This is a genomic window from Vibrio sp. SCSIO 43097, from assembly GCF_023650755.1.
Lineage (GTDB): Bacteria > Pseudomonadota > Gammaproteobacteria > Enterobacterales > Vibrionaceae > Vibrio > Vibrio alginolyticus.
The window spans coordinates 571,949-596,935 of record NZ_CP071840.1 but is presented as its reverse complement, the minus strand read 5'-3'; the positions used below and the strand labels follow the sequence as shown (position 1 = coordinate 596,935).

The window sequence follows — 24,987 nt, the reverse complement described above, 5'->3', positions numbered from 1 at the left end:
AATAAGGAGCCGAGCGGCTCCTTATTTTAATCGATACTGATTTTTCATCGATGTTGGAGCGAAGCACCTTCGCAGCCAAGATTATAAATCGTCTATATAACCCAACGATCGCAACGCTCGTTCGTCGTCTGCCCAGCCAGATTTCACTTTTACCCAAGTTTCTAGGTAAACCTTACGACCGAACAATTCTTCCATATCTAAACGCGCTTCGCGACCAATGGTTTTAATCTTCTCGCCGCCTTTGCCAATCACCATTTTCTTCTGGCCATTACGCTCAACAAGAATCAAGGCATTGATGTGGAAACCGTCGGTTTCTGGGTTGTAATCAAAACGTTCAATCTCAACCGTTACTGAGTATGGCAGCTCTTCACCAGTAAAGCGCATCAGCTTTTCACGCACAATCTCAGACGCCATAAAACGCTGAGAACGGTCAGTCACGTATTCTTCTGGGAAGTGATGCGTTGCTTTAGGTAGGTGATTACGCACGTGCTTACGCAGTACGTCAATGTTCTTACCTTGCTTGGCAGAGATTGGCACAACATCCACGAAGTCCATCTTCTTAGACATCTCCGCCATGTGTAGCATCACGTCGTTACGATCTTGTACGTTGTCGACTTTGTTTACACAAAGCACAACTGGGAAGTTCGATTTTTGAAGTTTGGTCAGCACCATCTCATCATCTTTAGTCCAATGCGTACCATCGACTAAGAAGAACACAAGGTTTACATCACTCAATGACGAGTTAGCTGCACGGTTCATCAAACGGTTAATCGCACGCTTTTCTTCAATGTGAAGTCCAGGCGTGTCAACGTAAATCGCTTGGTAATCGCCGTCCGTATCCACACCCATAATACGGTGGCGTGTCGTTTGCGGCTTACGAGAGGTGATCGAAATCTTCTGACCCAAAATCTTGTTCAAAAGTGTCGACTTACCTACGTTTGGGCGACCAACAATCGCAATAAAGCCACAGTGTTGGTTTTCTGGCGAGCTTGGCTCACCCTGTGATGCGAAAAACGCATCGATATCGAATTCGTTATCAGCCATTTGTTAATTGCTCAAGTGCTGTTTCAGCAGCCGCTTGTTCTGCCTTGCGGCGGCTGGTGCCTTTACCGATTACAGGCTTATCCACACCTGCTACTTCGCACTCAACCGTGAACTCTTGGTTGTGCGCTTCACCTTTAATATTAGTCACTGTGTAGACAGGCAGCGGTTTTCTTCTGCCTTGTAGGAACTCTTGTAGGCGAGTTTTCGGATCTTTTTGTGAAACGCCTGGTTTAATGGCTTCAAGGCGTGACTGATACCAACTCAGTACAATGCCTCGCACAACTTCAAGATCACTGTCTAGGTAAATTGCGCCAATAATGGCTTCAACCGCATCGGCTAAAATAGAGTCTCGGCGAAAACCGCCACTCTTCAATTCACCTGGACCTAATTTTAAATAATCTCCTAGATCGAATTCACGACCCAGTTCCGCCAATGTATGTCCGCGAACCAAAGTAGCACGCATGCGGCTCATGTCACCTTCGTTCACTTTTGGGAAACGATGGTACAGATCATCAGCGATGACAAAACTTAAAATTGAATCGCCCAGAAACTCAAGACGTTCATTGTGCTTACTGTTGGCGCTGCGGTGCGTCAGCGCCAAATTGATAAGCCCGGCATCTTGAAACTGGTAGCCGAGCTTTCTCTCTAGTTTATCAATTGGAGAATTCATACTCTCTCGATATTTGAATGGTTAGTGAATGCCACCGATGCGGTTAAAACGCACACCAGTTGGAATCCATGAAGGTAGAACACTATCTGCGCCACGATCAAACTCGAAGCTGATCCAGATCGCGACAGCTTTACCGACTAAGTTTGCTTCTGGAACAAAGCCCCAGTAACGGCTGTCAGCACTGTTGTCACGGTTATCACCCATCACAAAATACTGACCTTGTGGTACAACCCACTCTGTCGTGCCGCTACGTGGGAAATATTGCTCCACGCGGTTACGCACAAGAGGGTTAACCAAAATATTGTGCTCAACGTTACCCAATTTTTCATCCAGTTGGATCATTGGGATACCGTTCGAGCTAAACTGACTTTCTTCAACATTGCTCAGTTTAACTGGCTTACATGCCGATTCGCCTTGGCTTTGCACGCAAAGCTGCTTATCACTTGAATAACGCACGATATCACCAGGTAAACCAACTACACGCTTAATGTAGTCCACACTTGGTTGTGGTGGGTATTTGAATACCACGATATCACCACGCTCAGGCTTACCAGTTTCCACTAGCTGAGTACGCCATACTGGGTCTTTTAGACCGTACGCGTACTTCTCAACTAAAATAAAATCGCCAACCAGCAAGGTAGGCATCATTGAGCCTGATGGGATTTGAAATGGTTCGTAGATAAAAGAACGTAATACTAAAACGAACGCGATCACAGGAAAAATAGAGACGCTATTTTCAACCCACCAAGGCTGACGCTCAACTTTTTGCAAGGTCACTGCATCCAAACCATTAGACGTCTGAGCTTGAATCTCAGCCAGTTTTTCCTGACGCTTTTTCGCGAAAACCAGCTTTTCCAATAGCCAAACCACGCCAGTTACCAAAGTCGCAATAACCAACATCAGTGAGAATGTATTCGCCATTAAATTCCCTTATCTAAAAATACGAAAGTGAAAGAGCCGAAACCCTTTCACTTATTTTAATATCTAACGTCTTAAGACCGACAAGTGTGAGACAAAGTTCAACTTTAGTCTTTACCTACGTGAAGGATGGCTAGGAACGCTTCTTGAGGCAGCTCAACGTTACCGATCTGCTTCATGCGTTTCTTACCTTCTTTCTGTTTCTTCAGAAGTTTTTTCTTACGACTTACGTCACCTCCGTAACATTTCGCAATAACGTTCTTACGCAACTGTTTTACCGTTGAACGAGCGATAATGTGGTTACCAATTGCCGCTTGGATTGCGATATCAAACATTTGGCGAGGGATGAATTCTTTCATCTTCTCTACCAACTGACGACCGCGAGTCTGAGACTGATCTTTGTGTGTGATCATCGCCAATGCATCAACAGTGTCACCGTTAAGAAGAACGTCTACACGTACCATGTTCGAAGCTTCAAAACGCTGGAAGTTGTAATCCAAAGATGCGTAACCGCGTGATGTTGATTTCAGACGATCGAAGAAATCCAGTACCACTTCAGCCATTGGAATATCGTAAGTCACAGCGACTTGGTTACCGTGGTAAACCATATCAACTTGACTGCCTCGCTTTTCAACACACAGGGTGATTACATTACCTAGGTACTCTGAAGGCACAAGGATATTACAACGCGCAATCGGTTCACGAATTTCTTCAATATCATTGATCGCTGGTAGTTTTGCTGGGCTATCAACATACAGCAGATCGCCATCCGTCTTCTCAACTTCGTAAACTACCGTTGGTGCTGTGGTAATAAGATCCAAGTCGTATTCACGCTCTAGACGCTCTTGGATGATTTCCATATGTAGCATGCCAAGGAAACCACAACGGAAACCAAAGCCTAGTGCTGCAGAGTTTTCTGGCTCGTAGAATAGCGATGCGTCGTTTAGGCTTAGTTTGCCTAGTGCGTCGCGGAAGTTCTCGTAATCGTCAGAAGATACAGGGAACAGACCTGCGTAAACCTGAGGTTTAACTTTCTTAAAGCCTGGTAGCGGTTTATCACAACCATTCTTCGCTAGAGTCAGCGTATCACCAACAGGGGCACCAAGAATGTCTTTGATACCACAAACAACCCAACCTACTTCACCAGTACGAAGGATATCGGTATCTACTTGTTTTGGCGTAAAGATACCAAGACGATCTACACCCCAAACTTGGCCCGTACTCATCACTTTGATCTTATCGTTCTTCTTCAGTTCGCCGTTTTTAATACGCACTAAAGAAACAACGCCAAGGTAGTTATCAAACCATGAGTCAATGATCAGCGCTTGTAGTGGCGCATCTGGATCACCTTCCGGTGCTGGAATCGCTGACACAATGTTCTCTAGAACGTCATCAACACCGATGCCTGTCTTCGCAGAACAGCGGGTTGCTTCCATTGCATCGATACCAACGATTTCTTCAATTTCTTCCGCTACACGCTCAGGATCAGCTGCAGGTAGGTCAATCTTGTTTAAGATTGGCACAACCTCTAGATCCATTTCGATCGCGGTGTAACAGTTAGCCAGTGTTTGAGCCTCAACACCTTGACCCGCATCCACAACCAATAGCGCACCTTCACAAGCCGCTAGAGAACGTGATACTTCATATGCAAAGTCAACGTGCCCCGGAGTATCGATGAAGTTCAGCTGATACGTCTCACCGTCTTTAGCGGTGTAGTTTAGCGTCACACTCTGAGATTTGATGGTGATGCCACGCTCACGTTCAAGATCCATTGAATCCAGAACCTGTGCGGCCATTTCACGATCGGTTAACCCGCCACAAACTTGGATTAGACGGTCTGATAGGGTCGACTTACCATGGTCGATGTGGGCGATAATCGAAAAGTTACGAATGTGCTTCATAGATTTAGGGTGACTAACTCTTTACAAATAGGGACAGTAAGAAACGCCATCTACTGACGGCATTTCAATCAAGTTGGCAGATTCTACCGAATTTCGTTAACGGGCGCACGTAATTTAAAGTACATACCCAAATAACCTTTAGTGGAGGGGGACAGCACTTACTGGATTGGCTCTCCAAGTACCCGAACGAGGGTAACTTGGCGCTTGGATTCATCTTCTAACGGACGAGAAACACGTTTTGCGATCCACATTCCACCAGCGGCAAACAATACCGATGCCAATATGATGATGCCTTCCCCGCCGGCTGTCAGCGGCGCTAACAGGAAGTGACCAAACATCGCACCGATAATCAAACCAAACAATGGCAGTAAATAAACCGCCATTGCTGATTTTATTAGGCTCGACTCAGGAAAACCAATCTCAACGACTTGACCTATTTTCACCGATTTATCCGTGCGCAGGTGCCAAGATAAACTCTTGTTACCAATGGCTTTAGTAACAACGCCCGTTCCACAGCTTTTCTGTGAAGAGCAACTACTGCAACTGGTCTGCTGTTCGCAACTTAAATCAATTTCGAATTGCTTGCCGCGACGATGCACGTCTGTCACGGTAGCCAACGCGGTCATCATTGTTATTTACTCTTTGTTACATTAAATGTGACAGATTGGGCGATACGCTGTGCTGTGGTCGGTGGAATGTCTCCTACAACAGAGATTTCATGTTGACCGCTCACAAAACTGTGTAGCGTTCTTCTGCCTTGGCGAACCAACTGCCCTTTTAACGAATGCTCATCCTTGTTTGCTACGTAAACAGAGAAGCTAAACAGACCATCAGAATACAGCTGGCTCTCCACCATTTGGTTAGTAACGGCCATACGATAGCGGTTGAGCTCGTTCGGCTCGAAACCCTCAGGGATCCAACCAACCTGCCAATTACTGGTCCCAATATCGCCTTTTGGCATGGTGAGAACAGCAGGTAATTGAACATCTTGCAGGCCACTCATTAACTCTGCGATTTTTGGGTTTACCGTGTAAGAAATAGTGCGATATTGTTCAAGCATTTCACCATCGCGGTCCACAAGGTCGGCACGTAACGGCAATTTACTCTTTTCATCGATCCATAGTACGTATGAATAGCGCAGACCGTCTTTAGGAACAATACGCAGCACTTGTGTTGCCACACCAGCTTCACGAGCTCTGCCCACTTTTACATAGTCGTAATACAAGTTTAGCTCATCGATATTGGTGTTGAGCATAGGCATAGTCGGAGCGACCATTTTACCTGACTCGATGGTGAACGGTTCTAAACCCGTTTCGATATAACTTACTTCAGTTCCGCGACGAATCACTTCACGCACAGGGCCACTTAAGTAGACAAGATGAGCATATTGATCGTCACCATGCGTGGCATGACGATACAGCAACGGCTCAATGCTGTTCTTTTTGATAAGGATATAAGAGAGTTCGTAACTTAAATTCTTACTCGCCTCGCTCATTTGATGCAATAAAGCCTCCGCTGGCTTATCACCAGCAAAGGCTTGAGAAGACATCATACTGAACAGAGCGCAAGCGCTGATCAGAAATTTTTTCATTCAATATCCGGATTCAGATTTGCATCTTGTTGAGATGCATCACTGTTAATTCGTAACTGCAATTCGTAGTCTCGCAGCATAGCATGAACACGCTTGCGCTGCTCTTGCATATTTGCCTCGCCTACAGAACGTTCTACAGACTCACGAGTCAAACTCACTGGTTCTGCGCTGCCAGCAAACGGAACCGTCTGCAATACAGGTAATTGATCTGTTTGCGGCGACATTGAATCGCTACCACCGTACTGCTGTACACCTAAAATAACAACAAGCGATACACATGCAGCAACAGCAACTTGACCAAACTGCGTCAACCAACCTGGCAACTGACGTTTTGCTTTTTGCGATTCTGGTTGCGACTCTTTTGGCGTATCCGCAATTGAGATAACATTTGCACTGTGCGAATCAAACGCACGGTGTGCAGGTTCATCTTCTAACGCTAACGCCACGCTTTCAGCAATATTCCACTCAGGTTTTGCTGGCGCTTCGCCTCGCATCACATCACCAATCAGGTGATAGTTCTGCCAAGCATCACGGCTCTCTTGGTCTTGCTCTAACTCTTGAATTAAAGCCTTATCGACCAATTCTCCATCCATGAGAGCTGAAAGTTTTTCTTTGTCAGCCATTATTTTCACCATAGTTATTACTTGTACTAGCGTTGCAAAAGAGGTCTGATTTTCTTTTCCACCGCCTCACGAGCACGGAAGATACGCGATCGTACCGTTCCTACCGGGCAATCCATCACTTCTGCAATTTCTTCATAACTCAAGCCATCGAGCTCTCGTAATGTCATTGCGGTTTTTAAATCTTCAGGTAAAGCTTCGATTGCACTGAACACCACCCGTTGCAATTCTTTGGACAACGTTAAGTTCTCAGGGTTCGATATTTCTTTAAGTGCACTACCTGTTTCGTAAAATTCAGCATCTTCAGCATCGACATCTGTCGCTGGAGGTCTACGCCCTTGAGCAACAATGTGATTTTTCGCAGTATTCACTGCAATGCGATACAGCCACGTATAAAACGCACTTTCCCCACGAAAGCTAGGGATAGCTCGGTAAGCTTTAATAAACGCTTCTTGTGCTACATCTGGTACATCGCCAGGATTACTAACGTATCTGGAAATAAGATTACATACCTTATTCTGGTACTTTGTTACCAACAGGTTGAATGCTTGCTTATCGCCATTCTGAACTCGCTCAATCAATACTTGATCGGTCAGCTGCTCGTTCATTCGAGCGGATACTCCTATTTGTTATGCCCCTACTCTTCTCAGATATGGGTACTAATTATGCAAAACGTAGTATTGACACCACTGCTTACTTGAGCACTATTGTGACCCTAACGTGAATGAGAAAGTTCCATGGTTTCTCAAGTTTTTTGTCATTGTTTTTTCACAATGTGATGTCTGTACCCAAATGACCACCGCTGCCTGACTTTAGTCTAAGTTTGACAAGCGAGCATCTTGGAGGGAAATGGGTATAATGAATGATCTCTGTCCCAGATTGTGCTGGGTCGGGCATGGAAAAGCAATGGCATTGACAAACTATTACTTTTCATTTGCATGGCTAATGGCTATCTGAACACCGCGTTACAAATTATAACTTAGGAAGCATGCTCATGCTCTGCATGAAAAAGAAGAGTGGCTCAGTCACCGCCGTAACACGGACGTCGATAGGTCTCCCAACTTAGCCCTTAGCGACAGATGTCGCGATAATGGAATGCACATGGTGTGCAAATAATACACAAGGTAACTTTGTTACCTTAGCTTGGGATTATAAAAGTTATATGAACACAAATCGTGAACATGAGTGTGATGTATTAGTGGTAGGGAGTGGCGCGGCAGGTTTGTCGTTGGCTTTGCGCGTTGCTAACCACTGTAAGGTGATGGTGCTGAGTAAAGGACCACGCAGCGAAGGGGCAACCTACTATGCTCAAGGCGGTATCGCTGCCGTATTTGATGAGTCAGACACCATTGATTCACACGTTGAAGACACGCAAATCGCCGGGGATGGTATTTGCGATGAGGAGACCGTAAGGTTCATTGCTGAGCATTCAAAAGAGTGTGTACAGTGGTTGATTGACGGTGGTGTCCCATTTGATCGTGAAGAAGATGACTCTGACGATGAACCTCGCTACCACTTAACTCGTGAAGGTGGTCATAGCCGTCGTCGTATTCTTCACGCGGCAGATGCGACAGGTATGGCGATGCAAACCTCCCTGCAAGATAACGCTCATAACCATCCAAACATTCATGTTCTCGAACGTCACAATGCTCTGGACTTAATCACCGAAGACAAAATTGGCGGTGATAAAAACAAAGTTATCGGTGCTTATATTTGGAACCGCAACGAAGAGCATGTCGAAACCGTGCGAGCCAAATTTGTGGTTCTCGCTACAGGTGGTGCTTCAAAGGTTTATCAATACACCTCTAACCCAGATGTGTCGTCTGGTGATGGTATTGCGATTGCTTGGCGTGCAGGGTGTCGTGTGGCGAATATGGAATTTAACCAGTTCCACCCTACGTGTTTATATCACCCAGAAGCACGTAACTTCTTGCTGACTGAAGCGTTGCGTGGCGAAGGTGCTTACCTGCGTCGTCCAGATGGCTCTCGCTTTATGCCGGATTTCGATGAACGTAAAGAGCTTGCTCCGCGTGACGTCGTGGCTCGTGCTATCGACTTCGAAATGAAGCGTTTAGGTGCCGACTGTATGTATCTCGACATCAGCCATAAGCCTGCTGACTTTATTACGAAACACTTCCCAACCATTTATTCACGTTTGATGGACTTGGGCATTGACATGACTAAAGAGCCAATCCCAATCGTACCTGCTGCACACTACACTTGTGGCGGTGTCATGGTGGATAGAAATGGCTGCACCGATCTGAAAAATTTGTATGCGATTGGTGAAGTTAGCTACACCGGGCTGCATGGTGCTAACCGCATGGCATCAAACTCACTTCTCGAATGCGTGGTTTATGCTTGGTCTGCGGCAAAAGATATTCTAAAACATCACACTAACGTTGAGCTACCTTCACAGGTGCCATGTTGGGATGAAAGCAAAGTAACCAATAGTGATGAAGAAGTGATTATTCAGCACAACTGGCACGAGCTTCGTCTGTTTATGTGGGACTACATGGGCATTGTGCGAACTGACAAGCGTTTAGAGCGCGCCTTACGCCGTATCCAACTGTTGCAACAAGAAACACACGAGTACTACAGCAATTTCCGAGTGTCGAACAACTTATTAGAACTGCGTAACCTTTTACAAGTAGCAGAGTTGATGGTTCGTTGTGCGATGCAGCGTAAAGAGAGTCGAGGTTTGCACTACACGCTTGACTATCCGAACCAACTGGAAAACAGCGGCCCAACGATTTTGGTTCCAGCTAAACAGCTTTAACTTTACCAAGTAAACTATTACATCAGCAGGGAGCATTAGCTCCCTGTTTCATTTCCCATTGGCGTAATACCAAAGATAATTGACGATACTGCTCATCGTCACAGCTATCACGCCAAATCGTAACACTACGGCCAGATTGCAATTGGAATGTTATCTTGAATGGTGATGCCGATGTATCAACTCGCTGTAAATGACCCTTTTCGGACTCAATATCTTCCGAGTATTCGCCACACTCAAGGGCATCAAACCTAACCGAGCCATCGCAGTGCACATACCAATGCCCATGACTTGTAGGTTGAACAAGACTTTGGTTTGAGAAAGCCTTCACAATCAGTAATAACAAATAAGTCGATAATACGAGCGGAATGCTAGAGAGGATAACAGCCCAAGTCATCAATAAGAAAAGTACAACATTGAAGACTCGGGCAGTCAGAGAGGGAGAAGCAGTAAAATTAACGAACTTTGCTGAGGTTATGGGCGACAATTTTATCAACCATTGCTGCATGACCTAAATTTTCGCTACGGCCATGCCCCATTACCCAAGTAAACAGATCAGGATCATCGCATTCAAGTAAAGAAACAAAGTCACGCTGCTCTTGTTCACTCAGAGTATCAAAGCACTCTTCAAAAAACGGCATAATTACTACGTCAAGCTCAAGCATGCCTCGACGACAAGCCCATTTAATACGCGCTTTTTCTTCCGGAGTGTACATTCACTATTCCTTCATAGATGTCTTGTTGTTAGTGCGGAGTGTAACAAGGGATGTGCTACGTCACTAGTGTGCGGGTCACAATACGATAGTGAAAGCAGACAAATGTTGATTCGTAAATCGCTCCCCTAGTATCTCAAGGTTATTTGGGTATAACATAGCGGAAAAATATCTTCAAAAGGCATTGTAATTATGGAATGGCAAACTCGTTTTTCAGCATTACCTCTCTCAACTCAAGACGCACTTCCAGAGTTATCTATCTCACTGCTGGATAACTTCGGCATGATCACCATGATCGGTGACGATAAAAAATCATACTTACAAGGTCAGGTTACCTGCGATGTTGTTTCTTTAGAACAAGACCAATCAACACTGGGCGCACATTGTGATGCAAAAGGAAAAGTGTGGAGCGTGTTCCGCCTTTTCCATCATCATGATGGCTACGGCATGATCCAACCAAAATCGGCGATTGACGTAGAACTTAGTGAAATAAAGAAATACGCTATTTTCTCTAAAGTAACGATTGAAGCTTCTGATGACGTTATCTTAGGCGTTGCTGGCGTCAAAGCCGACGAATTCATTTCAACAATGAGCAAGACAACTGGCAGCGTTCGCCCAGTTAACGGTGGCACAGCAGTACAAGTTGCCCAAGATCGCTGGTTACTGATATTAAGTGCGCCAGAAGCACAGCAAATCGTTGAAACTACCGACGCTGTCTTTACGACAAATGAGCTTTGGAATCGTTTCGATATTAAGGCAGGTTTACCATTTGTCTCTGCATCCGCGCAGAATGCTCACATTCCACAAGCACTTAACGTGCAAGCTTTAGGAGGCATAAGCTTCACAAAGGGCTGCTACACGGGACAAGAAACGGTAGCACGAGCGAAGTATCGCGGTACCAATAAACGTGCGATGTATATCGTAAAAGGTGCAACTTCTGCTCCATTCAGTGACGAACCAATTGAGCTCGAACGCAGCGTAGGTGAAAACTGGCGTTCAGTAGGTGCTTTATTAAATCACTACCAGTTCAGTGACAATCATGCGATTGGCCTGATCGTGCTGCCTAATAATCTCGATGAGGACACTCGTCTTCGTTTGGTTGCGCAACCAGAGTGTGAATGGACAATCGAATCACTGCCTTACAGTCTTGATGATGAGTAATACAATCCATACTCCTTTGATGCAATTTCTCACAGACCAACACATTCCGTTTCGTCTGTTACCGCATCAAAGACCAGCAACCACCATTGAGGATGCCGCGCACCAACGCGGCATTCGCCCTTCTCAAATGGTGAAAGCAATCTTGCTACGAGACATGGGTAATCAATATGCACTCGCCTGTGCGCCAGGTGATCGTAGCGTTGATCCCAAAAAAGTGCGCTCGTTACTGAAATGTCGCCGGATGACTTGTGTTGATCAAGCCGACGTTGAGTCCATCACTGGTTACAAAATTGGTACTGTCACTCCTCTGTTACTCAAACGTCATATGCCAATCGTGTTCGACCCTAGCTTACTAGAAGAACAGGAAGTCACGATCAGCAGTGGCGATCGAATGGCTGGGCTGGCGCTTTCTATTCAAGATCTTATCCAATTGTGCCAGCCGACCGTAGCTGAGATCTGTCGTTAATCGTCTAAAAACAATGTAATGACATGTAGTGTTTCTATCACTGCGTGATCTCGCTCATATCTACAAAAATAGACATGAGAATTTTTAATCACATATAAAACATAAATAGTCACAAAGATAAAACTCGTATATGCTGAATTTGTTGGTTAAGTTTCAAACAAGCACTTAACCGATATAAAGTGAGTCAGCTAGCTGAGTGACAGCATTCATGCAGTTAGTTATCCACTTTTGTGTAATGCATCTGTGACTATTCGCCCGCTGAAGCGGGCTTTTTTTTACGTGGAACTTTTTCTCTTTCATTTCCTCTAATCGTTAGAACGTAAAGTGTGTTGCGCGAGGCACGACCTTAATAGAAACAACTAGCAAACAACCGTTTTCGTTCTATTCTTAATTCTGTAACAAAACTATTGCTTAATGCGTCACGTAAAAAGGAGTGTATTGGCGTAAGGATTCCTTTAGAGAGGTTATTTTTGGGGTAATCCTCACGCTATTTAAGAGATGACACTGTCAAATTGTCTAAGACAACACAATTCTCTGACGCAACACCCTACATCTGTATTTAATACTATTGCTGTCACAATAATTTTCGCGTCCAGAACGTAGAATACCTAGGCTAGGTTAGATAAAAGGAAAGTAAATATGAGACTGTTTAAGCGCTATACACCAAGTATGATTGCTAAACATATAAGTCGTCTTTTTAAAGGAAGAATTTATATTTACGGGGTCGGTAGATTCGAGTTTGATAACGGTAAGTTAATACTGCCGGAGAAAGCAGAGCAACGCCATTTCCGAGCGGTCAAAGAGATCAATCAAGAAATAATGAAACTCCGATGCGCATATGCTTAGCAAAATGTTGATAAAACAAAGGCTGGATTAACCAGCCTTTTGTGTATTTGAAGTTCGCTTTGCACTTACTGACGCGCCAGATCCGGCAAGTGTCCCTTTAAACCAAGCGCGCGCTTCATGATCTCATCTTTCGCTCCCGGCAGTTGCCCCGCTAAACTTAAGCCAATGCCACGAACGAGCTTCTTAGCTGGGTTCTCGCCAGAGAACAAATCTCGAAACCCTTGCATAGTAGCGATCATCTTTGCCGCTTCCGCTTTTCGCCAACGCTCGTAGCTTCTTAGGTTGCGTTTACTACCGATATCTTGTCCCTGCTTCCAAAGTGCTAACACCTCTTGAGCAAGACTGGCCGCATCTAATAAACCTAAATTCACACCCTGCCCCGCTAATGGATGAATGGTATGAGCTGCATCACCAACCAGCGCGACTCGCTCGACAACAAAATCTCGCGCATAGCGCATTTTCAAAGGAAACGCAGCACGCTCTCCCACTACTTCACATAGACCAAGTCGAGCATCAAACTCACTCGTCAACGCTTTATTGAAATCATGTTCACTCATTGCCACTAACTGCTCTGCTCGATTTGGCTCCGTGGACCAAACAATAGAGCACATATCTGGTTGCGACATTGGCAAAAATGCCAACGGTCCGTGAGGAGTAAATATCTGGCGCGCAATGCTGTTGTGTGGCATGGCAGTTTTGACATTCGCGACCAAAGCATGATGACCATAGTCCCAATGCGTTAATGGAATATCCATTTGATGGCGAAGCCACGAATTCGCCCCATCGGCTCCGACCACTAATTTAGCGGTCATGGCTTGGCCATTATCGAGCGTCAGCCAGCTTTCTTGCTCACCGACCGCGAGAGTCGCGCAACGTGCAGGCATAAACATAGTGACGTTATCGAGCTTTTGGACTTGTTCAAGCAGTGCAAGTTGAATCACACGATTCTCAACAATATGCCCTAAATCAGGTTGTGCCATACTTTGTGCATTAAATTCAATGCTGGCAAAGCTATCTTGTTCCCATACTTCCATGCCATGGTAAGGTGAAGCTCGGCGCTGTTCTATGCCCTGCCAAGCACCAAGTTTACGCAAAATCGTCTCACTAGAGCGGCTCAACGCAGACACACGAACATCGGGTAATTCTTTCAACGAATCATCTGGCACTTTACCTTCAATAATGGCGACACGCAGATCACTGTCTTTGAACGCGGCAGCAAGTGCCAACCCAACCATCCCTCCGCCGATGATGGCGATATCTACACTTTGCATCATTGCTTTTTATTACCTAATTCAGTGCGGCCGTTCATCGTTTTACCAAGCCAAGTGTATGGCGTAGTAGCGGCTGCTTAAAAATAGAAAGGTTATCCATCGCTGCTAAGGCAGTATTTCGGCCAATTCGCATCGCGGGTAAATCATTTGAAAAAACATGCACTAAGGCACTGGTTAGCCAAATAGTTTCGCTTCGATCTGCTTCTCTACGTTGACTAAAGCGCATCAGGCCTTGATAAAGACCCACATCCTCACTTTGCTGCACAATTTCTTCTGCTAGTGAGACTACATCGCGAATACCGAGATTAAAGCCTTGTCCAGCTATCGGGTGCAGCGTTTGCGCCGCATTTCCAACAATCGCAAAGCGATGTGAAATATTTTGCTTTCGATGGCGAAGAAGCAATGGGTAACTTGCACGGCGCCCCACTTTTTTCATCGCGCCTAAACGCCAACCAAAATCGTTCTGTAAACGCTGGAGAAATGCTTGATCAGATAACTCAAGAACGGCTTGGGCTTCTTCAGGGTGCAAACACCAAACTAAGGACATTCGATTGTCACTCATTGGCAATAAAGCAACAGGGCCATTCTCAGTAAAACGTTCAAAGGCTCTACCTTGATGAGGTTCTTGAGTCACAATATTGGCAATGACAGCCACTTGTTCAAAATCTTGCTCAGAAAGTTCTAGACCAATTTTCTGACAACAGGTCGAAACAGCACCATCTGCAGCCACCAGCAGTTTTGCTTCAAGTTGCTCACCACTTTTCAACGTCACATGGGTACAGTTTTGCTCGCGCTCGATATCGGTAACGGAGTCAGGACAAAACAGCGTAATTGACTCGCTGCTGTCTAATAATTCTTGATATACACGCCCAACATCGGCTAATTCTACAACATACCCTAGAGCTTCAACCCCAACCTCTTGCTTGGTAATCTCCGTCATCCCAGCATGAGAACGGTCAGAAACGTGGATATGTTCAATGGGTGTGACAAACGGTTCTACTGACGTCCAGAGCTGTAGTTGACGCAACAGATTGACAGTACCGTAAGACAATGCGATTGAGCGAGAGTCAAAACCAGGGTGCATATCTGATTGTGCTTTAAAAGGCTCAACGACGGCAATGCGGAGCTTTCCCTGAGACAAATGGTCAATCGCCAATGCTAACGTTGCACCAGCCATGGCACCACCAGCAATGACTACATCATATTGCTTCATACTAACCTCTGGACGGTCTACGATTAGTGAATAGTAGGTTTTTTGTCGCTGCTTTCAGGACGAACACCAAATTCAGCATGGATCGTTAGTACGCAAGCTTTGATGTGCTCAATCACTTGCTCTAGCAATTGCGCTTGTTCACCAAGATCGTCATCTTCATCGATGCCTAATTTGGCAATCTCTTCTAGGTCAGCCAGTGCTTCTTTAGCGTCATCAGATGCTTTATTAAGCGCAACGCCTGCTAGACCTAGCCCAGAAATAAAGTGGTTTACAAAGTCGGACACACTGTCGACTAATGCGAATAAGCCTTCTTCGCCCGGCTCATCTGGCAATAATAAAGACAGCTCCATCGACGTGCCAGTTAGTTCATTGACAGTAACAGTGAATACGCTTTGAGCAAAAGCTAGTGCGGTAGAAGGCCAACCCATACCATCATTGGTGTAGTCAAACAGAATAGGCTGCCAAGTTTGATCATTGATCGCCAATCCACCACTTAACATGCCGACAAATAAGCCATGTAACTCCGCCGGTGTTACTGCTAGGCTTGCAGATTGCAGTTCAGCAGCAATAGATTGGTATTCAGGAAGGGTGATTTCACTCATAACTTGGCTCATTCTTGCGTAATAATGTATTGGTATATCCTACCATCAAGGTTAGTGGTCTGAAACGGCTATCAAATTCAATTTTGGACAGCATTTGTTCAATTTGCCCAATTCCTGTGTGATCTCGTCATCATTTCTCTTTCTGTGATGGGAAATGCTTGAATCTTAATAGCGGTTTTCCTATAGTTTGCTCCTCGGTAGTTGTATGAAGCAACACCTTAGATAGCGCGAATATAGAGTTTATTCATCATGAGCAATCAAGCGATCGACGTTGAAATATTAGGCAAACTTACACGAGTGAATTGTCCGACAGGACAAGAAGAGTCTCTTGTTGCAGCGGCAAAAGATCTGGATCGCCGATTGAAAGAAATGAGCGAACGTACTAAGGTAACCAATGAAATCCAACTGCTGACCTTTGCTGCATTGAATATTTGCTATGAGTTGCACACCAAGTCATACGAATCCAATGGTCAACAGCAAGAAATTACTGAGCGAATGGAAAAGCTCACCGCGTCTTTAGAGAACGCACTAAGCAAAGTTACGCAAGGACAGCAGTAAATACAAAATTTACCCTGGGGTGTGCGTCAGCAGGATTTAAGTCCCTGAGCCGATAAGCAATACCTAAGGGTTAGTATTTGGTAACTATTGAGCAAGCTCGGCATGCACCGAGAAGCCTACGGTTGTCATTGCTGATCCGCCTTGAACCAGCTGGTTCAAGGGCCACAATCCTCAACGGCACCCTGGGGTATTCTCTCTATGTCAGACCTCTCTCGACAAGACTTCCGCAAACTGATTCGTGAAAAGCGCAACGCTCTGTGCAGTGATACGCAATACCAAGCGGGAATCGACCTTATTACTCAATTTTCCCAACTTCCTGAAATCGATCAGGCGCAACATATTGCCATCTACCTTTCTGCAGACGGTGAGCTTGATACTAAACCGCTCATTGAATGGTTATGGCAACAGGGAAAATCGGTTTATCTGCCCGTCATCCATCCCTTTTCTAAAGGTCAGTTACTGTTTCTTCAGTATGTAAGTGATGAACAGCTCGTCTACAACAAGTACGGCATCTTAGAGCCCAAGCTCGATATCAGACACCTCAAACCCGTTCGCCAGCTTGATTTAATCTGCACGCCTTTAGTTGGGTTCGACAGTATCGGACACCGCTTAGGCATGGGCGGAGGGTACTACGATCGTACTCTGTCACGTTGGTTTATAACTGGAGAGGGAGCTAAACCTGTTGGTATCGCTCATGACTGCCAACATGTAGAACGCTTACCAATTGAAAGCTGGGACATTCCATTACCTAAGATCGTGACCCCAAGCCAAATATGGCAATGGGAAAGTGACAAGTAAGCCGCTATAATCACGCCCGCAAACGTTAACGAACATCTATTCAGGAGATTGGCATGACTCAAGATGAAATGAAAAAAGCGGCTGGTTGGGCAGCACTAAAATATGTTGAGAAAGGCAGCATTGTCGGTGTTGGTACTGGCTCTACCGTGAATCACTTCATCGATGCACTAGGCACTATCAAAGATGATATTAAAGGTGCAGTGTCTAGCTCTGTCGCTTCAACTGAGCGCCTTAAAGAGCTTGGTATTGAAGTATACGAGTGTAACGATGTAATGAAGCTGGATGTGTATGTTGATGGCGCAGATGAGATCAACCCAGCACGTGAAATGATCAAAGGCGGCGGCGCGGCTCTGACTCGTGAGAAAATTGTCGCAGCAATCTCTGATAAGTTCGTATGTATCGTTGACGGCACTAAAGCAGTTGACGTACTTGGCCAGTTCCCATTGCCTGTTGAAGTAATCCCAATGGCACGCTCTTACGTGGCTCGTGAATTGGTAAAACTAGGTGGTGATCCAGCTTACCGTGAAGGCGTTGTGACTGACAACGGCAACGTGATTCTGGATGTGCACAATATGCAAATTACCAACCCGAAAGAAATGGAAGACAAAATAAACGGCATCGCTGGTGTCGTGACTGTGGGTCTTTTCGCTCATCGTGGTGCAGACGTAGTGATCACTGGCACACCAGAAGGTGCAAAAATTGAAGAATAAATAACAGCCCAAAATGAACCTATCTGGTTCACTTTTCTGTTATTTCATTACATACGGTGCTGCAAGGCACCGTTTTTTATTCCTTTCTATAAGAAAATTATCTCTTATTCCGTAATTTTCTTACCCAAAGCAATTTTTTTTTGTTACTTTATTGAACAGAAGACGCACAGGGAAACGTTTGTCTTCCTACAAAACTGTTAATTATCCCCTTTTTAATAGTTTTGCCCAATGTGCGCCACATTAGCCCACCTTTCCATTTTAAGGACGAGAAAAAATGGCCAAAGTTTCACTGGAAAAAGAAAAGATTAAGATCCTCTTGTTAGAGGGACTCCACCCTTCTTCAGTTGAAGTTCTTCAAGCAGCTGGTTATACCAACATTGAATACCATAAAGGTTCCCTTCCGGAAGAAGAACTAATTGAAGCGGTAAAAGACGTGCACTTCATTGGTATCCGCTCCCGTACGAACCTATCCGAAGAGGTAATCAATGCGGCGAACAAGCTGGTTGCAATTGGCTGTTTTTGTATTGGTACTAACCAAGTAAACCTAGATGCAGCAGCAAAACGCGGTATTCCTGTCTTTAATGCACCATTCTCTAACACTCGAAGCGTGGCAGAGCTTGTACTTGGGCAAATCCTTTTACTAGTGCGTGGTATTCCTGAAAAGAATGCACTTGCACATCGCGGTATTTGGAAGAAAAGTGCAGACAACTCTTACGAAGCTCGTGGTAAGTGCCTTGGCATTATCGGATACGGTCACATTGGTACGCAGCTTGGTATTATTGCCGAAAACTTAGGTATGCGCGTTTACTACTACGATATTGAGAACAAACTGTCCCTTGGTAATGCGACGCAAGTACATACCATGAGTGAACTATTGAACAAATGTGATGTGATTTCTTTGCACGTTCCCGAAACACCGGAAACGAAAAACATGATGGGTGAAGCTGAATTTGCTCGAATGAAACCAGGTTCCATCTTTATCAACGCTGCACGTGGCACCGTTGTGGATATTCCTGCACTTTGCCATAGCTTAGAAGCTGGTCACCTTGCCGGAGCTGCAATTGATGTATTCCCAACTGAACCAAAAACAAATGCTGACCCGTTCGAGTCTCCTTTACAAAAATTCGATAACGTCATTCTCACTCCACACGTTGGTGGTTCAACGCAAGAAGCACAAGAGAATATCGGCTTAGAAGTGGCGGGCAAACTGGCTAAGTACTCTGATAACGGCTCGACACTTTCAAGCGTAAACTTCCCTGAAGTGTCATTGCCAGAACACAGTGGTGAGTGCTCTCGTCTGCTTCATATCCATAAGAACCGTCCTGGTATTCTAACTCAGATCAACACCATCTTTGCTGAAGAAGGCATTAACATTGCCGCGCAGTACCTACAAACAGCCGCTGAAATAGGCTACGTAGTGATCGACGTTGAAACTGAACGAGCAGAAGAAGCTCTAACAAAGCTCAAAAACATTGAAGGCACAATCCGTGCTCGTATCCTGCATTAAACTGTGAAATAGAAATGACAAAGGCAGGGGTTGTAACTCCCTGCCTTTTGCTTTTTACTGTTTGCTAAGCCTTACTTTAGCTTATAAATGACATCGACTTGATCGCGAATGATCATGGTTGAATCTTGGTAGCTATTCGCTCCTTCTTTACTATCCATCGCCATTGAACGCATTAACACAGGCTGAACGTGCATCTGTCTGTAATTGATCTGCCATACATCGCCCAACTTTTTCTCAAAACCAATCGCTAATGACCCTGCTTTTTCTCTTGCGTCCTTAATCGCAGCCATTCGTGCCTTTTGCTGATACTCGGCTTGGTTGCTTACCTTAAGTTGAATATTATCAACCTGATTAATTCCCGCTTCTAACGCCATATCTAGGTATTGGTTAAGGTTTTTCAGATCCGTCACCGTGACATCAATACTGCGAGATGCTCGATACCCAACAAGTTCTGCTTTTCCTGATTTAGGGTAATGGTACTGAGGAGCAAGGTATAAATTCGAGCTAGTAATATTGTCTTTTGACAAGCCGGCATCCGATAAGCTTTTTAGAAACTCTTCAACGGTTTTATCTACGGACAATTTCGCTTGTTCGGCCGTCATTGTCGTATCGACTACTTTTACAGAAAACGTAGCCATATCAGGTGTGGCCGTCACTTCGCCATACCCCGTTGTCGTAACATGAGCAAACTCTGGCGTATTCGCCAAAACTGAAGCACTGGTAAGGCTGAGTGCTGAAGCCAGCAAAAATGAATACAATTTCATTCAATAAATCCATCCATACAAAATTAAGTACTTAATCTCAGATTCCAACATCACTATCATGGCTGAGAAAGCGTGTGGTTTCATAATAGAAACTTCCGCCGATTATCCAAGCACCCATAGTGACTTCTAACACAACTTTGACTATGTAACATTGGCGTAATTTTTAAACAAAACACACTTAAGTTAACGATATGCAGCTCTGACGAACTTATTGAGGTAGATGCTGCTGCGCATACCCCACTATCGCATGTGAGATTTCTTGTAGTACCCCAGTTTCTAACTGCCAGTGGTGCCAATAAATCCGATGGGACATTAAAAAACCTGGAGTCACATCAACCAACACACCTCTGTCTAATTCGTCGGTAATTTGCAAGCGGGGGATCAAGCAATAAGCTACACCAGCTAACGCCACTTTTAGAAACGCTTCAGAACTACTGATGTTGTGATGAATAACGCTGTCAGGATTGACGTTAAAGTGCTCGGTAAGAAATGTTTTATGTAGATCATCATATTGGTCATATGAAACGGCCGGTGCTTTTGCCAATGTCTGATTATTTACGCCTTTAGAAAAATAACGCTGATAGAACTCTGGGCTCGCGACACAAACATAATCGATGCGACCTAAATAGTCTGCTCTGCATCCGGGGATTGGCTGGGACTCCAAGCTGATCGCTCCTGTCACTTCGCCACTTTTGAGTTTTTCAATAGAGCGGTATTCACCATAGATAGTCAGTTTTAGTTCAACTTGACGCTGCTTCATAACATTTTGCAGCGCTGGCAGTAGCCATGTTGCAAGGCTATCTGCATTAGTCGCTAAAGAGAGTTGCACAGGTCGCGTACTGGTATCATTTTTTAGTTCGGGGAGAATTTCATGCTCTAGCAAGCGTACTCGCCGATAAAGACCCAACAATTTTTTACCAATTGGCGTTGGCTTAGGTGGCTGGCTTCGAATTAAAACAGGCTGCGCGAGAAACTTCTCTAACTGCTTGATACGTTGAGAAATGGCGGATTGAGAAACAAATAAATGCTCGGCAGCACGCTCAAAGCTACCCTGATAAACTATAGCGTCTAATGCCTCAATCCATTTGTAATCTAACCCTCGCATACCTTTCCTCTCACTCTTGATCAAACGCCTCCCGTTAAATTAGTCTATCTAATGTAAGATTAAAATCATTAATTATACTTATTTAGATAAACGCTTTATCTTTCCCTTTTCTGTAAATGTATTTGTTATTTTGAAGTGAGGTGAAGTGTGAGCTTGTGGGTTCTATTGCAAGGTTTTGGTTTAGGAGCATCAATGATCATTCCGATCGGCGCGCAAAATGCGTATGTTTTGAATCAAGGCATAAAGCGTAACCACCACCTAACAACCGCCACTATTTGTAGCGTGCTAGATATGATTTTCATCTCTCTAGGTATTTTTGGTGGTGGTGCAATTCTGTCTCAAAATGAAATCTTACTGACGTCGGTGACACTTGGTGGTATTGCTTTCTTGAGCTTCTATGGACTGCTCTCACTAAAAAGTGCTTTTAAGCCAGAGAGTGAATCGGAATCAAAAGGGGAGATCGTAGCTCGAGGTCGTCGAACGGTTATTCTAGGTGCGTTAGCCGTCACTGTGCTTAATCCGCACTTATATTTAGATACAGTCGTTATTCTAGGTTCGATCGGTGGACAATTTGAAGGCCATGATCGCATTGCTTTTGCACTAGGTACGATTATGGCTTCCTTTGTTTGGTTCTACACTTTATCGATAGGAGCCGCCAAACTAGGTCCAACACTCTCTAAACCAAAAGTGAAAAAAACCATCGACATTGCAATCGCAATGATGATGTTCACAATAGCGTATATCTTAGCGAGTGAGCTTATTGATAAGTATTGGTAATCATAAGGTAGTAAGGCAGCAAAGACATGGAGTCACTAAAACGTATTTATAACAACAATAGAGAGCGATTCAACGCGCTCTCTATTCCTTTTCGGGAATGGCAGCACGAAGCCATCTTAGACTTTGAGACAGATATACGCATTGCGAGAGAGCTTGGTTGGACGGGTACGCATACCAAAAGCCTCTTTTTAACACTCAAAGGACAAGGTTACGCAGTTTATCTGACAGATAAGGACTCGCGCCTCGATGCCAAGCAGATTAAAGCGATTACAGGTAAACGTCCCTCTATTTGTAATGACGATGAAATGGTCGAAGTGTTAGGTTGCGTACCCGGCGCGGTTTGCCCAATAGGCTTACCGGAATACATCACTATCATTGTTGATACCAATCTCTATCAACATCAAGAGTTGCTCTATACGCCTGGCTTACCTGAGTTCACATTTGGATTTGCAGGTAAACATCTAAAACGCCTCTTACTTGCTGGTCATCACACCCTTTACGAAGTATAAAAAAGCGAGGCCTATTGGCCTCGCTTTTGAATATCGACTGCTTTTGATTAAGCGTCGACTTTGTTCAGGTGAACATCCATTTGTGGGAATGGAATCTCGATACCATTTTCATCCAATGCTTCTTTAATACCTTGCATTGCATCAAAGTATACGCCCCAGTAATCTGCAGTTTTCACCCATGGACGAACCACAAAGTTAACTGAAGAGTCTGCTAACGTAAGTACACCAATTGTGATATCTGGGTCTTTCAAGATACGTGGATCTTTCTCTAGCGTCTCACGAATCACTTTCTTCGTTAGTTTAAGGTCTGCTTTGTATGAAACACCAATCACTAGGTCGACACGTCGTGTCGCATGGCGAGAGTAGTTAGTAATGGCACCGCCGATAACTGAAGAGTTAGGCACAACAACCATTTTGTTGTCTGGTGTTTTTAGAACTGTTTGGAAGATTTGAATTGCTTCAACACTACCCGCTACACCACCGATTTCTACGTAGTCGCCTGATTTGAATGGACGGAACGCAACAATAAGTACGCCTGCTGCAAAGTTTGATAGTGAACCTTGTAGTGCAAGACCAACAGCAAGACCTGCCGCACCAATCACAGCAACAACAGAAGCGGTTTGAACTCCTAATCGACCAAGAGCCGCGATTAGCACGATTACAAATAGCAAGTAACGAACAAGACCGTGAATAAATTCAACGACGGCCTTATCCATGTTTTTCTTTTCTAGTACTTTAGAAACACTACCAGCGACTGCCTTAACGATAAGATTACCGATAAACAGAATAAGCACCGCAGAGATAATGTTCACACCGTACTGAACCAGTAGATCTGAATTGTTTGTCAGCCAAGTTTCAGCCTGAGTTAGACCATCCGTTAAAGTGGTATCGATACCCACCGATTCACCTGCCATAATTCTTATCCTCAAAAATAAAGAGATATAAATCCAATTGCCGTTAATTTATGAACCTTGTTTTTTAAAGGCTCTTTTCTAAAACAACATCCCTATTGCTCCACTGAACAGTGTCAGATTTTTGGCACAATATCCCAACTCTGACTTTTTTCAAAGTCAGAGTTTCGCAAAGATATGCAAAACAAGACTTTATCAGAGCTTTCTGACACTGACTTGTTACAGGTTACGCAATGCACTCTGATTTCGCCACTCTTAAGACTGATATTCCCATGTTTTCTTTAAAAAAAACGTTAAAGGTGAGATATCTCACTAGCAAATACAACCTAACGCATAAAAATATCGGGAGAAAGCAGAGGGGAAGAAAATGATAGATATAAAAAAAACCCGCTCAAAGAGCGGGTTTTTAAGTAACTTAATCAGTAACGATTATAGTACGTCAACTGCGTTAAGGTCAGCAAATGCTTGCTCTAGACGAGTAACCATTGAAGCTTGGCCTGCACGTAGCCATACGCGTGGATCGTAGTACTTCTTGTTTGGTGCATCTTCACCAGTTGGGTTACCGATCTGACCTTGTAGGTAATCGTGGTTTTCAGCTTCGAACTTACGGATACCATCCCAAGTAGCCCACTGTGTATCAGTATCGATGTTCATTTTGATTACACCGTAGCCGATAGATTCACGGATTTCTTCTAGAGAAGAACCTGAACCACCGTGGAATACGAAGTTTAGAGAGTTCGTTGGAAGACCGAATTTCTCAGAAACGTGCGCTTGAGAATCACGTAGGATAGTTGGAGTTAGTACAACGTTACCTGGCTTGTATACGCCGTGTACGTTACCGAAAGATGCTGCGATAGTGAAACGGTGGCTGATTGCGCTTAGTTTCTCGTATGCGTATGCAACGTCTTCTGGAGAAGTGTATAGTTCAGACGCATCCATATCAGAGTTGTCAACACCGTCTTCTTCACCACCAGTACAACCTAGTTCGATTTCTAGAGTCATGTTCATTTTAGCCATGCGCTCTAGGTACTTAGCAGAAATTTCGATGTTCTCTTCTAGAGACTCTTCAGAAAGGTCGATCATGTGAGAAGAGAATAGTGGCTTACCAGTTTGCGCGAAGTACTCTTCACCAGCGTCTAGTAGACCGTCGATCCAAGGAAGTAGTTTCTTAGCTGCGTGGTCAGTGTGTAGGATTACTGGAACACCGTAAGCTTCAGCTACAGCGTGAACGTATTTCGCACCAGCAACAGCACCTAGGATTTGAGCTTCTTGACCTTCAAGTTTTAGACCTTTACCAGCAAAGAAAGCAGCGCCACCGTTAGAGAACTGAACGATAACTGGAGCTTTAACTTTTGCAGCTGCTTCAAGTACTGCGTTTACAGAGTCAGTACCCACACAGTTTACTGCTGGAAGTGCAAAGCTGTTTTCTTTTGCAACTTCAAATACTTTCTGAACGTCATCGCCAGAGATAACACCTGGTTTTACGAAGTCGAAGATCTTAGACATGGATGTAATCCTATTTATCTGTCGTTTTTAAACAAAACTTGTTAAGTTGAAAA

27 protein-coding genes and 1 other RNA gene are annotated in these 24,987 nt (G+C 44.5%); 11 read left to right on the top strand and 17 right to left on the bottom strand.

Features of this window, described 5'->3' with window-relative positions; translation table 11 throughout:
• Nucleotides 1–81: 81 nt before the first annotated feature.
• The 8 genes from era to rpoE form a co-directional block, all read right to left on the bottom strand.
• A complete protein-coding gene (gene era / locus J4N40_RS02910) occupies nucleotides 82–1,044 on the bottom strand; it encodes a GTPase Era (RefSeq protein WP_005380931.1) in 963 nt (320 codons plus the stop codon).
• Nucleotides 1,037–1,714 carry a ribonuclease III gene (gene rnc / locus J4N40_RS02905; protein WP_005380932.1) on the bottom strand — a complete coding sequence of 226 codons (678 nt, stop codon included), beginning with the start codon at nucleotides 1,712–1,714 and terminating at the stop codon, nucleotides 1,037–1,039. The genes era and rnc overlap by 8 nt, the downstream gene beginning before the upstream one ends.
• 21 nt (nucleotides 1,715–1,735) lie before the next feature.
• Nucleotides 1,736–2,635: a signal peptidase I gene (lepB, locus tag J4N40_RS02900; RefSeq protein WP_005380933.1), complete on the bottom strand. Its 900-nt coding sequence runs from the start codon at nucleotides 2,633–2,635 to the stop codon at nucleotides 1,736–1,738.
• Between the two features lie 104 nt (nucleotides 2,636–2,739).
• On the bottom strand, nucleotides 2,740–4,533 hold the full coding sequence (gene lepA, locus J4N40_RS02895) for a translation elongation factor 4 (protein ID WP_005384577.1): 1,794 nt from the start codon (nucleotides 4,531–4,533) through the stop codon (nucleotides 2,740–2,742).
• 158 nt (nucleotides 4,534–4,691) lie between these two features.
• Nucleotides 4,692–5,162 (bottom strand): SoxR reducing system RseC family protein, encoded by a 471-nt coding sequence (locus J4N40_RS02890; protein WP_005380936.1) that lies wholly within the window; start codon nucleotides 5,160–5,162, stop codon nucleotides 4,692–4,694.
• A gap of 2 nt (nucleotides 5,163–5,164) precedes the next feature.
• On the bottom strand, nucleotides 5,165–6,124 hold the full coding sequence (gene rseB / locus J4N40_RS02885) for a sigma-E factor regulatory protein RseB (RefSeq protein ID WP_005380941.1): 960 nt from the start codon (nucleotides 6,122–6,124) through the stop codon (nucleotides 5,165–5,167).
• Nucleotides 6,121–6,747, bottom strand: coding sequence for a sigma-E factor negative regulatory protein (locus J4N40_RS02880; protein ID WP_250654364.1), 627 nt, complete (start codon nucleotides 6,745–6,747; stop codon nucleotides 6,121–6,123). The genes rseB and J4N40_RS02880 overlap by 4 nt, the downstream gene beginning before the upstream one ends.
• 26 nt (nucleotides 6,748–6,773) lie before the next feature.
• On the bottom strand, nucleotides 6,774–7,352 hold the full coding sequence (rpoE, locus tag J4N40_RS02875; RefSeq protein ID WP_005380946.1) for an RNA polymerase sigma factor RpoE: 579 nt from the start codon (nucleotides 7,350–7,352) through the stop codon (nucleotides 6,774–6,776).
• 554 nt (nucleotides 7,353–7,906) lie between these two features.
• Between rpoE and nadB the strand changes: the two genes are divergently transcribed.
• Nucleotides 7,907–9,520, top strand: a complete 1,614-nt coding sequence (gene nadB / locus J4N40_RS02870; protein ID WP_005380947.1) for an L-aspartate oxidase — start codon at nucleotides 7,907–7,909, stop codon at nucleotides 9,518–9,520.
• Nucleotides 9,521–9,542: 22 nt separating this feature from the next.
• Here nadB and J4N40_RS24570 read toward each other — a convergent pair whose 3' ends face one another.
• Together J4N40_RS24570 and J4N40_RS02865 are read right to left on the bottom strand one after the other, a co-directional pair.
• Nucleotides 9,543–10,025, bottom strand: coding sequence for a protein YgfX (locus tag J4N40_RS24570; RefSeq protein WP_309543986.1), 483 nt, complete (start codon nucleotides 10,023–10,025; stop codon nucleotides 9,543–9,545).
• The gene (locus tag J4N40_RS02865; RefSeq protein ID WP_005380951.1) at nucleotides 9,973–10,233 is read right to left on the bottom strand and encodes an FAD assembly factor SdhE; all 261 of its coding nucleotides are present in this window, start codon (nucleotides 10,231–10,233) and stop codon (nucleotides 9,973–9,975) included. The genes J4N40_RS24570 and J4N40_RS02865 overlap by 53 nt, the downstream gene beginning before the upstream one ends.
• A gap of 189 nt (nucleotides 10,234–10,422) precedes the next feature.
• Here J4N40_RS02865 and ygfZ point away from each other — a divergent pair, with 189 nt between their 5' ends.
• From ygfZ to J4N40_RS02850, 3 genes are all read left to right on the top strand, one after another.
• Nucleotides 10,423–11,391, top strand: coding sequence for a tRNA-modifying protein YgfZ (ygfZ, locus tag J4N40_RS02860; protein WP_047103180.1), 969 nt, complete (start codon nucleotides 10,423–10,425; stop codon nucleotides 11,389–11,391).
• Complete coding sequence (locus tag J4N40_RS02855) at nucleotides 11,384–11,857, top strand: aminoacyl-tRNA deacylase (protein ID WP_047103194.1); 474 nt, start codon at nucleotides 11,384–11,386, stop codon at nucleotides 11,855–11,857. Before ygfZ ends, J4N40_RS02855 begins: the two co-directional genes overlap by 8 nt.
• A gap of 639 nt (nucleotides 11,858–12,496) precedes the next feature.
• A complete protein-coding gene (locus J4N40_RS02850) occupies nucleotides 12,497–12,703 on the top strand; it encodes a DUF1107 domain-containing protein (protein ID WP_005380970.1) in 207 nt (68 codons plus the stop codon).
• 65 nt (nucleotides 12,704–12,768) lie between these two features.
• Here the strand turns inward: J4N40_RS02850 and J4N40_RS02845 are convergent, their stop codons facing one another.
• The 3 genes from J4N40_RS02845 to J4N40_RS02835 are packed head-to-tail and all read right to left on the bottom strand — an operon-like array spanning nucleotide 12,769 to nucleotide 15,789.
• Nucleotides 12,769–13,977 (bottom strand): FAD-dependent 2-octaprenylphenol hydroxylase, encoded by a 1,209-nt coding sequence (locus tag J4N40_RS02845; protein ID WP_025768841.1) that lies wholly within the window; start codon nucleotides 13,975–13,977, stop codon nucleotides 12,769–12,771.
• 31 nt (nucleotides 13,978–14,008) lie between these two features.
• A complete protein-coding gene (ubiH, locus tag J4N40_RS02840) occupies nucleotides 14,009–15,187 on the bottom strand; it encodes a 2-octaprenyl-6-methoxyphenyl hydroxylase (RefSeq protein ID WP_005380974.1) in 1,179 nt (392 codons plus the stop codon).
• Between the two features lie 23 nt (nucleotides 15,188–15,210).
• Nucleotides 15,211–15,789 (bottom strand): YecA/YgfB family protein, encoded by a 579-nt coding sequence (locus J4N40_RS02835; protein ID WP_250654363.1) that lies wholly within the window; start codon nucleotides 15,787–15,789, stop codon nucleotides 15,211–15,213.
• Nucleotides 15,790–16,038: 249 nt separating this feature from the next.
• On the opposite strand from J4N40_RS02835, the gene J4N40_RS02830 reads away from it, so the two are divergent.
• The 5 genes from J4N40_RS02830 to serA all read left to right on the top strand — a co-directional run bounded on the left by J4N40_RS02830 (nucleotide 16,039) and on the right by serA (nucleotide 19,362).
• Nucleotides 16,039–16,347 carry a cell division protein ZapA gene (locus tag J4N40_RS02830; RefSeq protein ID WP_005384553.1) on the top strand — a complete coding sequence of 103 codons (309 nt, stop codon included), beginning with the start codon at nucleotides 16,039–16,041 and terminating at the stop codon, nucleotides 16,345–16,347.
• 8 nt (nucleotides 16,348–16,355) lie between these two features.
• Nucleotides 16,356–16,540, top strand: a non-coding RNA gene (gene ssrS / locus J4N40_RS02825) — 6S RNA.
• A 5-nt stretch (nucleotides 16,541–16,545) separates the two neighbouring features.
• Nucleotides 16,546–17,145, top strand: coding sequence for a 5-formyltetrahydrofolate cyclo-ligase (locus tag J4N40_RS02820; protein WP_017633556.1), 600 nt, complete (start codon nucleotides 16,546–16,548; stop codon nucleotides 17,143–17,145).
• Nucleotides 17,146–17,198: 53 nt separating this feature from the next.
• Nucleotides 17,199–17,855 carry a ribose-5-phosphate isomerase RpiA gene (rpiA, locus tag J4N40_RS02815; RefSeq protein ID WP_005380982.1) on the top strand — a complete coding sequence of 219 codons (657 nt, stop codon included), beginning with the start codon at nucleotides 17,199–17,201 and terminating at the stop codon, nucleotides 17,853–17,855.
• 274 nt (nucleotides 17,856–18,129) lie between these two features.
• Nucleotides 18,130–19,362 (top strand): phosphoglycerate dehydrogenase, encoded by a 1,233-nt coding sequence (serA, locus tag J4N40_RS02810; protein ID WP_017821632.1) that lies wholly within the window; start codon nucleotides 18,130–18,132, stop codon nucleotides 19,360–19,362.
• 71 nt (nucleotides 19,363–19,433) lie between these two features.
• On the opposite strand, the gene J4N40_RS02805 is transcribed toward serA, so the two are convergent.
• Nucleotides 19,434–20,126: an oxidative stress defense protein gene (locus J4N40_RS02805; RefSeq protein WP_115386291.1), complete on the bottom strand. Its 693-nt coding sequence runs from the start codon at nucleotides 20,124–20,126 to the stop codon at nucleotides 19,434–19,436.
• Nucleotides 20,127–20,334: 208 nt separating this feature from the next.
• On the bottom strand, nucleotides 20,335–21,231 hold the full coding sequence (locus J4N40_RS02800; RefSeq protein WP_005380990.1) for a LysR family transcriptional regulator ArgP: 897 nt from the start codon (nucleotides 21,229–21,231) through the stop codon (nucleotides 20,335–20,337).
• A 147-nt stretch (nucleotides 21,232–21,378) separates the two neighbouring features.
• Here J4N40_RS02800 and J4N40_RS02795 point away from each other — a divergent pair, with 147 nt between their 5' ends.
• Together J4N40_RS02795 and J4N40_RS02790 are read left to right on the top strand one after the other, a co-directional pair.
• Complete coding sequence (locus tag J4N40_RS02795; RefSeq protein WP_025998531.1) at nucleotides 21,379–22,008, top strand: LysE/ArgO family amino acid transporter; 630 nt, start codon at nucleotides 21,379–21,381, stop codon at nucleotides 22,006–22,008.
• Nucleotides 22,009–22,034: 26 nt separating this feature from the next.
• On the top strand, nucleotides 22,035–22,517 hold the full coding sequence (locus J4N40_RS02790) for a YbaK/EbsC family protein (RefSeq protein WP_017633558.1): 483 nt from the start codon (nucleotides 22,035–22,037) through the stop codon (nucleotides 22,515–22,517).
• Between the two features lie 47 nt (nucleotides 22,518–22,564).
• On the opposite strand, the gene mscS is transcribed toward J4N40_RS02790, so the two are convergent.
• Complete coding sequence (mscS, locus tag J4N40_RS02785) at nucleotides 22,565–23,431, bottom strand: small-conductance mechanosensitive channel MscS (RefSeq protein WP_005384548.1); 867 nt, start codon at nucleotides 23,429–23,431, stop codon at nucleotides 22,565–22,567.
• Nucleotides 23,432–23,857: 426 nt separating this feature from the next.
• Nucleotides 23,858–24,934, bottom strand: coding sequence for a class II fructose-bisphosphate aldolase (gene fbaA / locus J4N40_RS02780; protein WP_250654362.1), 1,077 nt, complete (start codon nucleotides 24,932–24,934; stop codon nucleotides 23,858–23,860).
• Nucleotides 24,935–24,987: the final 53 nt, after the last annotated feature.

Coding starts and splice junctions, on each gene's coding strand:
- J4N40_RS02845 (WP_025768841.1), bottom strand. CDS start 13,977: ATGATGCAAAGTGTAGATATCGCCATCATCGGCGGAGGGATGGTTGGG.
- ubiH (WP_005380974.1), bottom strand. CDS start 15,187: ATGAAGCAATATGATGTAGTCATTGCTGGTGGTGCCATGGCTGGTGCA.
- J4N40_RS02880 (WP_250654364.1), bottom strand. CDS start 6,747: ATGGCTGACAAAGAAAAACTTTCAGCTCTCATGGATGGAGAATTGGTC.
- J4N40_RS02835 (WP_250654363.1), bottom strand. CDS start 15,789: ATGAGTGAAATCACCCTTCCTGAATACCAATCTATTGCTGCTGAACTG.
- J4N40_RS02850 (WP_005380970.1), top strand. CDS start 12,497: ATGAGACTGTTTAAGCGCTATACACCAAGTATGATTGCTAAACATATA.
- serA (WP_017821632.1), top strand. CDS start 18,130: ATGGCCAAAGTTTCACTGGAAAAAGAAAAGATTAAGATCCTCTTGTTA.
- J4N40_RS02800 (WP_005380990.1), bottom strand. CDS start 21,231: ATGCGAGGGTTAGATTACAAATGGATTGAGGCATTAGACGCTATAGTT.
- rseB (WP_005380941.1), bottom strand. CDS start 6,124: ATGAAAAAATTTCTGATCAGCGCTTGCGCTCTGTTCAGTATGATGTCT.
- rpoE (WP_005380946.1), bottom strand. CDS start 7,352: ATGAACGAGCAGCTGACCGATCAAGTATTGATTGAGCGAGTTCAGAAT.
- J4N40_RS24570 (WP_309543986.1), bottom strand. CDS start 10,025: ATGCAGCAATGGTTGATAAAATTGTCGCCCATAACCTCAGCAAAGTTC.
- J4N40_RS02790 (WP_017633558.1), top strand. CDS start 22,035: ATGGAGTCACTAAAACGTATTTATAACAACAATAGAGAGCGATTCAAC.
- J4N40_RS02820 (WP_017633556.1), top strand. CDS start 16,546: ATGTCAGACCTCTCTCGACAAGACTTCCGCAAACTGATTCGTGAAAAG.
- lepB (WP_005380933.1), bottom strand. CDS start 2,635: ATGGCGAATACATTCTCACTGATGTTGGTTATTGCGACTTTGGTAACT.
- J4N40_RS02830 (WP_005384553.1), top strand. CDS start 16,039: ATGAGCAATCAAGCGATCGACGTTGAAATATTAGGCAAACTTACACGA.
- ygfZ (WP_047103180.1), top strand. CDS start 10,423: ATGGAATGGCAAACTCGTTTTTCAGCATTACCTCTCTCAACTCAAGAC.
- rnc (WP_005380932.1), bottom strand. CDS start 1,714: ATGAATTCTCCAATTGATAAACTAGAGAGAAAGCTCGGCTACCAGTTT.
- J4N40_RS02865 (WP_005380951.1), bottom strand. CDS start 10,233: ATGTACACTCCGGAAGAAAAAGCGCGTATTAAATGGGCTTGTCGTCGA.
- era (WP_005380931.1), bottom strand. CDS start 1,044: ATGGCTGATAACGAATTCGATATCGATGCGTTTTTCGCATCACAGGGT.
- fbaA (WP_250654362.1), bottom strand. CDS start 24,934: ATGTCTAAGATCTTCGACTTCGTAAAACCAGGTGTTATCTCTGGCGAT.
- J4N40_RS02805 (WP_115386291.1), bottom strand. CDS start 20,126: ATGAAATTGTATTCATTTTTGCTGGCTTCAGCACTCAGCCTTACCAGT.
- mscS (WP_005384548.1), bottom strand. CDS start 23,431: ATGGCAGGTGAATCGGTGGGTATCGATACCACTTTAACGGATGGTCTA.
- J4N40_RS02855 (WP_047103194.1), top strand. CDS start 11,384: ATGAGTAATACAATCCATACTCCTTTGATGCAATTTCTCACAGACCAA.
- nadB (WP_005380947.1), top strand. CDS start 7,907: ATGAACACAAATCGTGAACATGAGTGTGATGTATTAGTGGTAGGGAGT.
- J4N40_RS02890 (WP_005380936.1), bottom strand. CDS start 5,162: ATGATGACCGCGTTGGCTACCGTGACAGACGTGCATCGTCGCGGCAAG.
- rpiA (WP_005380982.1), top strand. CDS start 17,199: ATGACTCAAGATGAAATGAAAAAAGCGGCTGGTTGGGCAGCACTAAAA.
- lepA (WP_005384577.1), bottom strand. CDS start 4,533: ATGAAGCACATTCGTAACTTTTCGATTATCGCCCACATCGACCATGGT.